The 13,279-nt window shown below is 70.6% G+C and carries 10 protein-coding genes and 1 tRNA gene; 3 read left to right on the plus strand and 8 right to left on the minus strand.

All coding sequences use genetic code 11. The features are described from left to right. Positions 1–8: 8 nt before the first annotated feature. Positions 9–770, plus strand: a complete 762-nt coding sequence (locus ACGH7X_RS19640) for a class E sortase (RefSeq protein ID WP_399886693.1) — start codon at positions 9–11, stop codon at positions 768–770. A 9-nt stretch (positions 771–779) separates the two neighbouring features. On the opposite strand, the gene ACGH7X_RS19645 is transcribed toward ACGH7X_RS19640, so the two are convergent. The 7 genes from ACGH7X_RS19645 to fhaA form a co-directional block, all read right to left on the minus strand. After that, a complete protein-coding gene (locus tag ACGH7X_RS19645) occupies positions 780–1,544 on the minus strand; it encodes a restriction endonuclease (protein ID WP_399886694.1) in 765 nt (254 codons plus the stop codon). Positions 1,545–1,632: 88 nt separating this feature from the next. Next, complete coding sequence (gene pknB, locus ACGH7X_RS19650) at positions 1,633–3,642, minus strand: Stk1 family PASTA domain-containing Ser/Thr kinase (protein ID WP_399886695.1); 2,010 nt, start codon at positions 3,640–3,642, stop codon at positions 1,633–1,635. Between the two features lie 190 nt (positions 3,643–3,832). Next, complete coding sequence (locus ACGH7X_RS19655; protein ID WP_399886696.1) at positions 3,833–5,305, minus strand: peptidoglycan D,D-transpeptidase FtsI family protein; 1,473 nt, start codon at positions 5,303–5,305, stop codon at positions 3,833–3,835. Then, on the minus strand, positions 5,302–6,738 hold the full coding sequence (locus ACGH7X_RS19660) for an FtsW/RodA/SpoVE family cell cycle protein (protein WP_399886697.1): 1,437 nt from the start codon (positions 6,736–6,738) through the stop codon (positions 5,302–5,304). The genes ACGH7X_RS19655 and ACGH7X_RS19660 overlap by 4 nt, the downstream gene beginning before the upstream one ends. 27 nt (positions 6,739–6,765) lie before the next feature. Next, positions 6,766–8,307, minus strand: a complete 1,542-nt coding sequence (locus tag ACGH7X_RS19665; protein WP_399897175.1) for a Stp1/IreP family PP2C-type Ser/Thr phosphatase — start codon at positions 8,305–8,307, stop codon at positions 6,766–6,768. A 141-nt stretch (positions 8,308–8,448) separates the two neighbouring features. Next, positions 8,449–8,967 (minus strand): antibiotic biosynthesis regulator FhaB, encoded by a 519-nt coding sequence (gene fhaB / locus ACGH7X_RS19670; RefSeq protein ID WP_271319304.1) that lies wholly within the window; start codon positions 8,965–8,967, stop codon positions 8,449–8,451. 10 nt (positions 8,968–8,977) lie between these two features. Further along, positions 8,978–9,862 (minus strand): antibiotic biosynthesis regulator FhaA, encoded by an 885-nt coding sequence (fhaA, locus tag ACGH7X_RS19675; RefSeq protein WP_399886698.1) that lies wholly within the window; start codon positions 9,860–9,862, stop codon positions 8,978–8,980. Positions 9,863–10,328: 466 nt separating this feature from the next. Between fhaA and ACGH7X_RS19680 the strand changes: the two genes are divergently transcribed. Then, positions 10,329–10,415: transfer RNA gene (locus tag ACGH7X_RS19680), tRNA-Leu, on the plus strand. A gap of 85 nt (positions 10,416–10,500) precedes the next feature. Here the strand turns inward: ACGH7X_RS19680 and ACGH7X_RS19685 are convergent. Beyond that, positions 10,501–11,367: a carbohydrate-binding protein gene (locus ACGH7X_RS19685; RefSeq protein WP_399886699.1), complete on the minus strand. Its 867-nt coding sequence runs from the start codon at positions 11,365–11,367 to the stop codon at positions 10,501–10,503. A 381-nt stretch (positions 11,368–11,748) separates the two neighbouring features. On the opposite strand from ACGH7X_RS19685, the gene ACGH7X_RS19690 reads away from it, so the two are divergent. Further along, a complete protein-coding gene (locus ACGH7X_RS19690; RefSeq protein WP_399886700.1) occupies positions 11,749–13,224 on the plus strand; it encodes a DUF2252 domain-containing protein in 1,476 nt (491 codons plus the stop codon). Positions 13,225–13,279: the final 55 nt, after the last annotated feature.

The raw sequence follows: 13,279 nt of genomic DNA on the forward strand, positions 1-13,279 counted from the left end.
GATGACCAGTGGCAGCGACCACCGACACGGAGCACCAGGAGAACGCCGAGGCGCGCGGTCGCGGGCGGCGTCGTCCCGGGCGGATCGTCGCGCAGGCGGTCAGCGTCCTGGGTGAACTCCTCATCACCGCGGGCCTGGTGCTGGGCCTGTTCGTCGTCTACTCCCTGTGGTGGACGAACGTGGTCGCCGACCGGGCGGCGGACAAGCAGGCCGACAAGGTCCGTGACCACTGGGCTCAGGACCGGGTGGGCGGGGGCGGTCCGGACGGTCCCGGGGCGCTGGACACCAAGGCGGGCATCGGCTTCCTGCACGTCCCGGCGATGGGCGAGGGCGACATCCTGGTGGAGAAGGGCACGTCGATGAAGATCCTCAACGACGGCGTGGCCGGCTACTACACCGACCCGGTCAAGGCGACGCTGCCCACCTCGGACAAGAAGGGGAACTTCTCGCTCGCCGCCCACCGTGACGGGCACGGGGCGAAGTTCCACGACATCGACAAGATCGAGAAGGGTGACCCGATCGTCTTCGAGACGAAGGACACCTGGTACGTGTACAAGACGTACGCCGTCCTCCCCGAGACCTCGAAGTTCAACGTCAAGGTCCTCGAAGCGGTCCCGGGCGAGTCCGGCAAGAAGAAGGCTGGCCACTACATCACCCTGACGACCTGCACCCCGGTGTACACGAGCCGGTACCGGTACGTGGTGTGGGGCGAGCTGGAGCGCACGGAGAAGGTGGACGGGGAGCGGACGCCACCGGCGGAGCTGCGGTGAGGTGACGCCCTAACGGAGAGCTGTGAGGCGCGCTCCGGCGCTCCAGGCCTCCAACGCGTCACGGTTCACGGTGATGACGCCGCTGAGCTTGGCGATCGCCTCCGCCTCGTGGCTGAAGTTGCAGGTGGCGACGAAGAGCGCGATGTCCACGGGGTCGATGGCGCGCGCCGCCCCGGCGAACTTCTGCATGTCGGCGCTGGGAACGGTCCGGCGTCCGGTCCGGTTCTTGCACTGGACGGCCACCGTACGTCCGTCGACGGTGCGACCGGTGATGTCGATGCCTCGGTCGGTGCGGGCCTTCCGTACGACGACGTCGACGCACCCGTCACGCTGCATCAGCCCGGCGACGTGGTGCTCGAAGGCCTGCCACGTCATGGCCTCGAGCTTCGCCCTGACGCCTTCCACGGGCGCCTCGCCCTCCAGGACGGCGAGGCGCCTGTCGTGCCAGCACAGTAGTTTGCGTTCGACGTTCTCGATGTCCTCGCGGAGTTCGATGAGCTCGCTTCGGTGTTCGCCGGAAGTGGCGATCAGGGCGTTGAACATCGGTACGACGGTCCGGCCCAGGATGTGGGTGATGCGCTGGTCGATGCGGGCGTCGAGGGCGGAGTTGTCAGTCGGTGCCGGGTTTTCCACAGGCTGTGTGCGGGCCAGGTACTCCATGTCCAGGAGGTAGACACGCACCTGACGTGCGACTTCGCTGTCCCGGAGGAGCATGGCGACGTTGAGGACGGCGCGGCGGGAGAAGACGGCCATCGAGCGCGCACGCGACTGCATCCCACTGAGGTTCTTCAAGGACCTCAGTGGCACGGAGCCCCGGTCCCTCTGCTGAGGGGCCGGGGCTCCGGTCGGTCGGGCTGGCGGGTCAGTCGCGGCCGGGGAGGCCGCCGATGATGCCGCCGTTGTCATTTCCTCCGTTGTTGCCGCCGTTGCCGCCCACCGTGTTGAGGGTGATCTGCGTGGCGGCCGGGTCGTCGACCTCGCTGTTGGCCGGCGGGTTCTGCCCTATGACGACGGCGTTGCCGTCGTTGGGGCCGGAGACCTGGATGTTGGTGAATCCGGCCTGGTTCAGGGTCTGCTGGGCCTGAGCCAGGGGGGTACCGAGCTTGATCTCCGGCACCTTGGTCTTCTCCACGGCCTTGCCGACGACGATCGTCACCTGGGATCCCTTGTCGACCGACTGATTCGCCGAAGGGGTCGTGGAGATGACCTTGTCGACCTGGTTCGGGTCGTTGGTGGGCTGGTCCGTGCAGGTGGCCTCGAGGTCGCTGTTCTCCATCTGGGCCTTGGCCTCGTCGCAGCTGCGGCCCACCACGTCCGGCACCGTGGCCTTGGCCTCGGCCTTGGCGACCTCCAGGGTCACCGTGGAGCCCTTCTCCAGCTCGTTACCCGGGTCGGGGTCCTGGCTGAGGACCGTGCCCTCGTCCTGGGAGGACTCGGTCTGCTTGGTCTCGACCTCGAAGCCCTTGTCCTTGAGCTGCTGGGTGGCTTCCTCGACGTTCTTGTCGATGACGTTCGGGACGGCGACCTTCGGTGCGCCGGTGGAGACCACCAGGTTGACGGTGGACTTCTTCTCGACGTCGGTGCCCTGCTTGACGTCCTGGTCGCAGATGTTGCCCTTTTTCTGGTCCTCGCAGGGCTTCTGCGTGAAGGCCAGTTCCAGGTCGATGTTGGTGGCCTGTTGCTGGGCGTCGCTCTTGCTCAGGCCGATGAACGCCGGCACGGTGACCTTGCCGTTGCCCGGTCCGCTGTTGCCGGTGAAGGCGTACTTGCCGATCAGGATGGCGCCGACGAGGACGAGGACGCCGGCCAGGACCAGGAAGATCGTGGAGGTGTTCTTCTTGCGGGGCTGCTGGCGGCGCCGGTCGGGGCGGTCGTCGTAGCCGTAGCCGCCGTCGTCCGGGTTCATGGGCGGCAGCATGGTCGTGGCGCCGCCGCCGGCGTCCGAGCGCAGGGCGGTGGTCGGCTGGTCGTCGGGGTAGGCGCCGTAGCCGCCCGCGGCCATGGCGCCCAGTGCGGCGGTGGCGGCGACGGGCTGGCCGTCGAGGCAGGCCTCGATGTCGGCGCGCATCTCGTCGGCCGACTGGTAGCGGTAGTCGGGGTCCTTGGTCAGGGCCTTCAGCACGATCGCGTCCATCTCGGGCGTGATCTCGGGGTCGAAGACGCTGGGCGCCTGCGGTTCCTCGCGTACGTGCTGGTAGGCGACCGCGACCGGGGAGTCGCCGACGAAGGGCGGGCGCACGGTGAGCAGCTCGTAGAGCAGGCAGCCCGTGGAGTACAGGTCGGAGCGGGCGTCGACCTGCTCGCCCTTGGCCTGCTCCGGGGAGAGGTACTGGGCGGTGCCGATCACGGCGGCGGTCTGCGTCATGGTCATGCCGGAGTCGCCCATGGCGCGGGCGATGCCGAAGTCCATGACCTTGACCTGGCCGTTGCGCGTGAGCATGACGTTGGCCGGCTTGATGTCGCGGTGGACGATGCCGGCCCGGTGCGAGTACTCCAGGGCCTGGAGGATGCCGATGGTCATCTCCAGCGTTCGCTCCGGCAGCAGTTTGCGGCCGGAGTGAAGCAGCTCACGGAGTGTGGAGCCGTCGACGTACTCCATGACGATGTACGGGATGGAGACCCCGTCGATGTAGTCCTCGCCCGTGTCGTAGACCGCCACGATCGCGGGGTGGTTGAGCGAGGCGGCCGACTGGGCCTCCCGGCGGAACCGGGCCTGGAAGGACGGGTCGCGCGCGAGATCCGCGCGCAGCGTCTTCACCGCCACCTGGCGCCCGAGCCGGGTGTCATGCGCGTGGTAAACCTCCGCCATGCCACCACGGCCGAGCACCGGGCCCAGCTCGTACCGGCCGCCGAGGCGACGCGGCTCTTCCATAGCTACCTACCAGCCCTCTCCGTCGGTCCCGACCGGCATGCTTGTACGGTCGGAGGCTGCCGTCCGGCCCACCGTACCCGGCTCGGGTTGGGTGCCTCGGCCAAGCCGGGCAGCCGATACAGGACCGGTATCGCAACGTGCGCCGATGTGAAGGGGACGTGATCGGAGTCACGTCCCGTTCATGGTGTGATCACTTCTTGCTGTCGATGACGGCCTCCATGACGTTCTTCGCGATCGGTGCCGCGAGGCCGCCGCCGGAGATGTCGTCGCGGACCGCGTTCTCGTCCTCGATCACCACGGCCACGGCGACGGGCGAGGTGCCGTCGTCGCCCTTGGCGTACGAGATGAACCAGGCGTAGGGGTTCTCGCTGTTGTCGACACCGTGCTGTGCGGTACCGGTCTTGCCGCCTACGGTGACGCCGTCGATCTGGGCGTTGGTTCCCGTGCCGTCCTCGATGACGGTCTCCATCATGGACTGGAGGATCTGGGCGTTGTCCGCGGACAGCGGCTTGCTCATCTCCTCGGGGTCCGTCTTCTCGATGGTGTCGAGGTTCGGGGCCTGGAGCTCGTCGACCATGTACGGCTTCATCAGGGTGCCGTTGTTGGCGATGGCCGAGGTGACCATGGCCATCTGCAGCGGGGAGGCGGCGGTGTTGAACTGGCCGATGGAGGAGAGCGCGACCTGTGAGTCGTTCATGTCGTCGGAGAAGCGGGAGGCGCTGGAGCGGACCGGGACGAACTGCTCCTCGGTGAAGCCGAACTTCTTTGCGGTCTCCAGCATCTTGTCGTTGCCGAGGTCGTAGCCGACCTTGCCGAAGACGGTGTTGCAGGAGACGCGCAGGGCCTCCCGGAGGGTGGCGTTCTTGCAGGGGAGGTCGCCCTCGTTGGGCAGCTCTTGGGTGGTGCCGGGCATCGTCCAGGGCAGCGGGGAGTCGGTCTTCTCGTCCGCCGAGTCGTACAGGTCGTGCTCCAGGGCCGCCGCCGCGGTGACCACCTTGAAGGTGGAGCCGGGAGGGTAGACCTCGCGCAGGGCGCGGTTGAGCATCGGGTCGTCGGGGTTGTTCTTCTTCTGGAGCTTGTTCCAGGCCTCGCCGGCCGCCTCGTTGCTGCCCGCGATGACGGTGGGGTCGTACGACGGGTAGGAGGCCATCGAGAGGATCTTGCCGGTGGACGGTTCGATCGCGACGACGGCGCCCTTGGCGCCCTGCTTCTTGAGGCCGTTGTAGGCGGCCTTCTGGGCGGCGCTGTTGAGGGTGGTGACGACGTTGCCGCCCTCGCGCTTCTTGCCCGTGATCATGTCGAGGGTGTTGCGGAAGAAGAGCCGGTCGTCGTTGCCGGTGAGGATGCCGTCGTCGATGGACTCGATCTGGGTGGCGCCGAAGGCCTGGGAGACGTAGCCGGTGACGGGCGCCCACATTGCGCCGTCCTTGTAGGTGCGCTTGTACTTGAAGTCGCCCTCGGTGGTGGCGTGTCCGGTGATGGCCTTGCCGTCGACGATGATGTCGCCGCGGGGGCTGGCGTACCGCTCGATGGCGACGCGGCGGTTGTGCTCGTCCTCCTTGAGCCCGTCGGCCTGGACGTACTGGAGCCAGTTGTCGCGGATGAGCAGGGTGAGGACCAGGAGGCCGCAGAAGATCGCGATTCGGCGCAGTGGCTTGTTCACGGTCGGACCACCTGGGTCATCTCGGCGTCGGGGTTGGCGGGCGCGGCGGGTGCCGGTCTGCGCGCCGTGTCGCTGATGCGCAGCAGGATGCCGATCAGCGCCCAGTTGGCGATGACGGAGGAGCCGCCGTAGGCCAGGAAGGGCATCGTCATGCCGGTGAGCGGGATGAGGCCCATGACGCCGCCGGCGACGACGAAGACCTGGAGGGCGAAGGCGCCGGAGAGGCCGATGGCGAGGAGCTTGCCGAAGGGGTCGCGGGCGGCGAGGGCGGTGCGCACGCCGCGTTCGACGATCAACGCGTAGAGCAGGAGCAGGGCCATGAGGCCGGCGAGGCCGAGTTCCTCGCCGAAGGTGGCGAGGATGAAGTCGGAGTTGGCGGCGAAGCGGATCAGCTCGGAGTGGCCCTGGCCCCAGCCGGTGCCGAGGGTGCCGCCGGAACCGAAGGCCCACAGGGCCTGCATGGCCTGCTCGGAGTGGCCGGTGACGCCGGCGCGGGAGAGCGTGTACTCCTTCATCGGGTCGAGCCAGGCGTCGACGCGCTGCTGGATGTGGGGTTCGAAGCTGGCGACGCCGACGGCGCCGACTCCGGACATCAGCAGACCGAAGACGATCCAGCTGGTCCGTTCGGTGGCGACGTACAGCATGATCACGAACATGCCGAAGAAGAGCAGCGAGGTGCCGAGGTCGGTCTCGAAGACGAGGATGAGGATGGAGACGATCCAGACGACCAGGATGGGGCCGAGGTCGCGGCCGCGGGGCAGGTAGAGGCCCATGAAGCGGCGGCTGGCGAGGGCGAGCGCGTCGCGTTTCACCATCAGGTAGCCGGCGAAGAAGATCGCCAGGACGATTTTGGCGAACTCGCCGGGCTGGATGGAGAAGGAGCCGACCTGGATCCAGATCTTGGCGCCGTAGATGTTCTTGCCGAGGCCCGGTACGAGGGGGAGCAGCAGCAGGAACAGGGCGCCGACCATGGAGATGTAGGTGTAGCGCTGCAGGACGCGGTGGTCCTTGAGGAACACCAGCACGGCGACGAACAGGGCGATGCCCATCGCGGTGTAGATCAGCTGGCGGGGTGCGGCGGTGCCGGCCTGGTCGATGTCCTGGAGGAGTTCGGACTGGTCGAGGCGCCAGATGGCGACGAGGCCGAGGCCGTTGAGCAGGGTGGCCAGCGGCAGCATCAGCGGGTCCGCGTAGGGCGCGAACTTGCGCACGACGAGGTGGCCCACGCCGGCCAGCAGGCCGAGGCCGAAGCCGTAGCTCAGCAGGCCCGCGGGGACCTCGTCGTTGATGGCGAGGCCGACGTTGGCGTAGGCGAAGACCGGGATGAGGACGGCGAACACGAGCAGAGCCAGCTCGGTGTTGCGCCGGCTCGGGGCGCCGATGGCGCCGATCGTGGACGTGTGGTGCGTCGACGGGTTGGTAGTACTGCTCATCGTGTGACAGGGCCTCTCACGGCTTGCCTACTGCTTACCGCACAGCGAGACGACCTTCTGCTCTTCCTCCGAGAGGGTCGGGCCGGAGCCTGGAGTGGGTGCGGTCGTGGACTCGGACGATTCGGGTGCCTTCGGTGATCCCGAGGGGTTCGGGCTCGGTGAGGCCTTGGACGTGAAGGAGGCGGGGGTGGTTCCCGTGGTGCCTCCGGCCTCGCCCTCGCCCGTCTTCGCGTTCTTCTCGGTCTCCGCGGTGCGCCGGTCGGCCTGCTTCTTGCAGGCCGAGGCCTGGACCGCGAGTTCCTCGATCTTGGCCCGGGCGTCGTTGAGGTCGCTCTCGGGGATGGTGGCCTCGACCAGTTCCTGCTGGTAGGGCGGCAGGTACTTGAGTTCGATCTCGGGGTGGTCCTTCTGGACCTTCGAGAGGGAGACCCAGGCGAGGTCCTGGCTGATGCCCCGGTACAGCGCGAGGTGGTCGTCCTTGGTGCCGACGTAGTACTGGGTCTGGGTCCAGCGCCAGCCGCCGTACGTGCCGCCGCCGATGACGGCGAGGGCGAGCACGGTGTAGAGGGACCTCTTCAGCCACCTGCGGCTCTTGCGGGGTTTGACGAAGTCGTCGGGGCCGTAGTCGTCGAAGCCGCCGGTCGGGACGTAGCCGGTGGTGTCGCCGCTGCCGGGCGGGCCGAACTCGCCGCCGCCGCCGCGCTGTCCGCCCTGTCGGCCGAGGCCGGCGGCGCGGCCGGCCGGGGTCTGCATGATGCCGTTGTCGCCGAACTGGGCCTGGTTCTCGGCGACGGCGCCGACGACGACGGGGGTGTCGGAGAGCTGCCCGGCGAGGGTGTCGCCGGTGTCGAGGTCGAGGACGTCGGCGACGATGACGGTGATGTTGTCGGGGCCGCCGCCGCGCAGGGCGAGCTGGATCAGTTCCTGGACGGTTTCCTGGGGGCCCTGGTAGCTGGCGAGGGTGTCCTCCATCGTCTGGTGGGAGACGACGCCGGAGAGTCCGTCGGAGCAGATGAGGTAGCGGTCGCCGGCCCGTACCTCGCGGATGGACAGGTCGGGTTCGACGTGGTCGCCGCTGCCGAGGGCGCGCATCAGCAGGGAGCGCTGCGGGTGGGTGCCCGCCTCCTCCTCGGTGATGCGTCCCTCGTCGACGAGACGCTGTACCCAGGTGTGGTCCTGGGTGATCTGGGTGAGGACGCCGTCGCGCAGGAGGTAGGCGCGGGAGTCGCCGACGTGGACCATGCCCAGGCGCTGGCCGGTCCACAGCAGGGCGGTCAGGGTGGTGCCCATGCCCTCGAGGGCGGGGTCCTCCTCGACCATCTGCCGCAGCTGGTCGTTGGCGCGCTGCACGGCGGCGCCGAGGGAGGTGAGGACGTCGGAGCCGGGCACGTCGTCGTCGAGGGCGACGATGGTGGAGATCACCTCGGAGGAGGCGACCTCACCGGCGGCCTGGCCGCCCATGCCGTCGGCGATGGCGAGCAGGCGGGGGCCGGCGTAGCCGGAGTCCTCGTTGCCCTCCCGGATCATGCCCTTGTGCGATCCGGCGGCGAAGCGCAGTGACAGACTCATGCGCACCTCGCCCGTCGGCTCCGACTCCAGCCGGTCGTGTCGAGCCACACTGCCCACCCTCCGGTCGGGAGCGCGCCGGGGCCCGGGGTGCCGGCCGCCGCTGCGTGCTCGCTCCGCTCGCGCTCATTCATTGGTGTAGCACTACTTCCGCAGCTCGATGACGGTCTTGCCGATGCGGATCGGCGCCCCCGGGCCAATCGGCGTGGGGGTCGTCAGCCGGGACCGGTCCAGGTAGGTGCCGTTGGTGGAGCCCAGGTCCTCGACGATCCACTGCCCGTTCTGGTCCGGGTAGATCCTGGCATGGCGGCTGGAGGCGTAGTCGTCGTCCAGCACGATCGTCGAGTCGTGTGCCCGGCCGAGCGTGATGGTCTGGCCCTGGAGGGCAACGGTGGTGCCGGTGAGCGTGCCCTCCGTGACGACCAGTTTGGTGGGCGCGCCGCGGCGGCCGCGGCCGCCGCTGGGCTGCTGGCGCTGCGGTGGAGGCGCCTGGCCCTGGCGCGTGGCGGTCTGCTGCGGTCGGGCGGCGTCGCGCCGCGCGCCGCGCTGGGTGACTCGCGTACCGAACAGGTCGCTGCGGATGACCTGCACGGCCACGATCACGAACAGCCACAGTACGGCGAGAAAGCCCAGCCGCATGACCGTGAGGGTCAGCTCTGACATTGCCCGCGGATCACCCTTCGGCTTGCCTGTAGATAACGGTGGTGCTGCCCACGACGATGCGTGAGCCGTCGCGGAGCGTAGCGCGGGTGGTGTGCTGTCCGTCCACCACGATGCCGTTGGTGGACCCGAGGTCCTGGATCGTCGTGGGCGTTCCGGGCCGGATCTCGAGGTGTCGGCGGGAGACGCCGGGGTCGTCGATCCGCACGTCGGCCTCGGTGCTGCGTCCGAGTACGAGGGTCGCGCGGGAGATCTGGTGGCGGGTGCCGTTGATCTCGATCCAGTGGCGGGTGCGGGCGCCGGGTGCGGGCGCGGCCGGGGGTTGCTGGCCGCCCGCGGGCTGCGGGTAGCCGTAGCCGCCGGGGCGGCCGCCGGGCGGCGGCGCGGACGGCATGGGCGGGGCGCCCGCGGGGGAGGCGGCCGGCGGGTAGCCGTAGCCACCGCCCGGGCCGCCGGGCCGTCCGGGGGGTGCTGCCGGGGGGGCGGCGGGGCCCGCGGGGGCCGGGCCGCCCTGGTGGCTGCTCGAGGAGGCGAGCGTACGGCTGCGCACCCGGTACAGGCCGGTGTCGAGGTCGTCCGCCTTCTCGAGGTGGACCTTGATCGGTCCCATGAAGGTGTAGCGCTGCTGCTTGGCGTAGTCGCGGACCATGCCGGCGAGCTCGTCGCCGAGCTGTCCGGAGTAGGGACTGAGGCGCTCGAAGTCGGGCGTGCTCAGTTCCACGATGAAGTCGTTGGGCACGACGGTGCGGTCGCGGTTCCAGATGGTCGCGTTGTTGTCGCATTCGCGCTGGAGCGCTCCTGCGATCTCCACGGGCTGCACCTCGGACTTGAACACCTTCGCGAAGGTGCCGTTGACCAGACCTTCGAGACGCTGCTCGAATTTCTTCAGGACTCCCATGGGGCACCTCCTCCGTCGCTGCCGTCCTGTCCACTGCCTTGCGTACTGCCGCTGTGCGTCCTGCTGCCCTGCGCTCGGCCGGCGGGTGCGCCGCTCTTTCGCGCACTGCCTACCTGGTACTGCTTACTGATCGTATCCACGCGCCGCTCGATCGGCTGGTTCCCCCTGTCGGCCCGGTCGACGGGTGTCGACGCCTCTCGCAGGTACTCATGCCCAGGATCGTAGAGGCGGCCGCAGACCAGTGTCCCGCACCTGACTGCGGACCCCTACCGGCTCCTGGGGAGACGGGCCGGACCGGTACGAGGTTGATACGTGAACGGGCACGGCTCGATACGAGTGCCCGAAGGAGGGCGGGCGCCCCGCTCCGGCGGGCAGAAGGGATGTGAATCGCCCCCTTCCAGCGTGCTAATGTTCTCGTGTCGGAAGGCGCCGGACCGCAGGGAACGGGCCAGAAAACACACCCAATGCGCGGGTGGCGGAATAGGCAGACGCGCTGGATTCAGGTTCCAGTGCCCGAAAGGGCGTGGGGGTTCAACTCCCCCCTCGCGCACCAGCCGGAAGCCCCCCAGGTCTCGGACCTGGGGGGTTTCCGCATGCCTGGGCGCGGTGGCCGGGGTGGGTGCGCTGTGAGGAAGGTCTCAGGACTCGGGGAGCCACAGGGCCGGCACGTTGGGCGGCTCCCAGCCCGTCATCGAGGTGTGCGCCTGGAGGCAGCGGTAGGCGCGGCTGCCGTACGTCACCCGGTCCCCGGCGGTGTAGGAGTGGCCGCTCGACCAGGTGCCGCCCGGCGGGTCGGTGGGTGGGTCGGTGGGGTCGGGGCCCGGGCCGCCGTCGACGTTCAGGACGAAGTCGAAGGTGGCCTGCCTGCCGCCGCCGGCGTCGCGGACGTTCATGAGCAGCGCCGGGTCGAAGAGGGCGTCCGTGCTGTTGCGGGGCTCGCCGGGGAAGTAGAGCTGGGTGGTCAGCACGGGTTCGCCGGGGGCCTGCGCCTTGACGTGGATGTGCCGGGTGCGGCCGGGATACAGGCCGGGGACGATCGTGCGCAGGGTGAACGCCCCGCCGGCGTCGGTGAACTGGTGGCCGCGGAAGGTGTATCCGGCCATGTCGTAGGCGCCGGCGTTGTCGGCCTGCCAGAAGTCGAGGAGCACGCCGGACAGCGGGACGCAGTTGCGGCCGAAGACGTACCCGCTGACGGTGAGCGGGGTGCCCGGGGTGCCGGGGGTCGTCAGGTCGGTGCGCAGCGGGGAGTTCGGCTTGAAGTACGGGCCCTCCATCTGGTCCGGCGTCGGGTCGTCGCCGTCGTCGCAGTAGGGGGTGGGCGGCAGCGCCCGGTCGGTGGAGGAGCGGGCGGCGTCCCGGGCCAGCGCGATACCGCCGGTGGCGAGCAGCGGGACGGCGGCGCCGGCGGCGACGGCCGCCCTGAGCAGCGTCTTGCGGCTGATGCCGCGGTCGGCGTCGGGGCCGGGGCCGGGTTCGTCGGGGGTGGTGGGGGCGTCGGAGGTCATGGCGGTTCCTCGGTCTCCTCGGTGGGTGGTCCCTGGGGGAGCTGGACGGGACGTGCGGCATCCGGGACGTCGGGGACAGGGAGCGCGCCCGCCGGCGCGGGGCAGGCTGCTGTGGATGCTTCGGCGGGCGCGCTCCGTGGTGATCGCTGGAAACCGTAGGCGCGCCGGCGGGGCCGGGGGCACCTCCTGTTCCGCCCTCTGCCCGGCGTTATGCGGGCGGCGGGCAGGGGTCCGTGTACGGGCGGTCCGGGCGGGGGTACGGTCGTGGCGCGCCGGCGCGGAGGGCACGGACCGGCGCGGTGCCGGCAGGCGCGCGTGCGGGGCGCGGGCGCGACGCACGGGTACGGACGGGTACGGACGAGTACGGGAGGGGCGGCCGGGATGAGCGGGGCGATGGCGGGGGCGAGCACGGAGGCGGCGGCGGTGCCGGCGGCGCGGGCGGAGGGCACGAGCGCCGAGGGGGCGGGGCGGGGCGGGCGGGTGCCGGTCGTCGCGGGGTTCGCGCGGTGGCCCGCGGGCGGCTCGCCGAAGGCGGAGGGCAAGGCGCTGCGCACGCGCGTTCCGCGGTCCGCGCACGCCGCCCTCGACCTGGACGCCGCCCGGCCCGACGCGGTGAGCGCGGTCGAGGAGTCCAACCGCGGCCGGATACCGGGGCTCGCCCCCATCCGGGCCGGGCGGATGGCGGCCACGCCGTTCGCCTTCCTGCGCGGGTCGGCGGGCCTGATGGCGTACGACCTGGCGCGCACGCCGGTGACCGGGATCGGCGCCCAGATCTGCGGTGACGCGCACGCCGCCAACTTCGGCCTCTACGGTGACGCCCGCGGTGGCCTGGTCATCGACCTGAACGACTTCGACGAGACGGTCCACGGCCCCTGGGAGTGGGACCTCAAGCGGCTCGCCGCCTCACTCGTCCTCGCGGGCCGGGAGGCCGGCGCCGACGAGGACACCTGCCGCGAGGCCGCCCATGACGCGGTGGGCGCCTACCGGCGCACCATGCGGCTGCTGGCCGGGCTCCCGGCGCTGGACGCCTGGAACGCCATCGCGGACGAGGAACTGGTCTCCCACACCGACGCCCACGACCTGCTCGGCACCCTGGAGCGGGTCTCCGAGAAGGCGCGGGCCAACACCAGCGGGCGTTTCGCGGCGAAGTCGACCGAGTCCACCGAGGACGGCGGGCGGCGCTTCGTGGACGCGGAGCCGGTGCTGCGCCGGGTGCCCGACGCCGAGGCGGCACAGGTCGCGGGCGCCCTCGAGCCGTACCTGGCCACGCTCTCCGAGGACCGGCTGCCGCTGCTGGCCCGGTACGCGGTGCACGACGTGGCCTTCCGGGTCGTGGGCACCGGCAGCGTGGGCACCCGGTCGTACGTGGTGCTGCTCCTGGACCACCGGGGTGAACCGCTCGTGCTCCAGGTGAAGGAGGCCCGGCCTTCCGCGCTGCTGCCCCACCTGGCGACGGCCGGGTTCGACGCCCCCGGGGCCGCGCACGAGGGGCGCCGGGTGGTCATGGGGCAGAAGCGGATGCAGGTGGTCAGCGACATCCTGCTGGGCTGGACGTCGGTCGACGGGCGGCCCTTCCAGGTGCGGCAGTTCCGCAACCGCAAGGGCAGCGTCGACCCCGCCGCCCTGGCCGCCGACCAGCTGGACGACTACGGCCGTATGACCGGCGCCCTGCTGGCCCGCGCCCACGCGCACAGCGCCGACCCGCGGATCGTGGCGGGCTACTGCGGCAAGAACGGCGAACTGGACGAGGCGGTGGCGGCGTTCGCCGTGGCCTACGCCGACCGCACGGAGGCCGACCACGCGGGGCTGGTGGGCGCGGTGCGCACGGGGCGGGTCGCGGCGGAGCTGGGGGTGTGAGGACGGCCCCGGCCCGCCGGGCGGGCCGGGGCTGGAAGATCGGCCCGGAGGCCGG

The sequence above is a fragment of the Streptomyces sp. BBFR51 genome (assembly GCF_044591655.1).
Classification (GTDB): Bacteria; Actinomycetota; Actinomycetes; order Streptomycetales; family Streptomycetaceae; genus Streptomyces.

What these genes read in the sequence shown, in the direction of transcription:
- pknB (WP_399886695.1), bottom strand. Translation starts at nt 3,642, where the DNA reads ATGGAAGAGCCGCGTCGCCTCGGCGGCCGGTACGAGCTGGGCCCGGTG.
- fhaA (WP_399886698.1), bottom strand. Translation starts at nt 9,862, where the DNA reads ATGGGAGTCCTGAAGAAATTCGAGCAGCGTCTCGAAGGTCTGGTCAAC.
- ACGH7X_RS19690 (WP_399886700.1), top strand. Translation starts at nt 11,749, where the DNA reads ATGAGCGGGGCGATGGCGGGGGCGAGCACGGAGGCGGCGGCGGTGCCG.
- ACGH7X_RS19685 (WP_399886699.1), bottom strand. Translation starts at nt 11,367, where the DNA reads ATGACCTCCGACGCCCCCACCACCCCCGACGAACCCGGCCCCGGCCCC.
- fhaB (WP_271319304.1), bottom strand. Translation starts at nt 8,967, where the DNA reads ATGTCAGAGCTGACCCTCACGGTCATGCGGCTGGGCTTTCTCGCCGTA.
- ACGH7X_RS19645 (WP_399886694.1), bottom strand. Translation starts at nt 1,544, where the DNA reads ATGCAGTCGCGTGCGCGCTCGATGGCCGTCTTCTCCCGCCGCGCCGTC.
- ACGH7X_RS19660 (WP_399886697.1), bottom strand. Translation starts at nt 6,738, where the DNA reads ATGAGCAGTACTACCAACCCGTCGACGCACCACACGTCCACGATCGGC.
- ACGH7X_RS19665 (WP_399897175.1), bottom strand. Translation starts at nt 8,307, where the DNA reads ATGAGTCTGTCACTGCGCTTCGCCGCCGGATCGCACAAGGGCATGATC.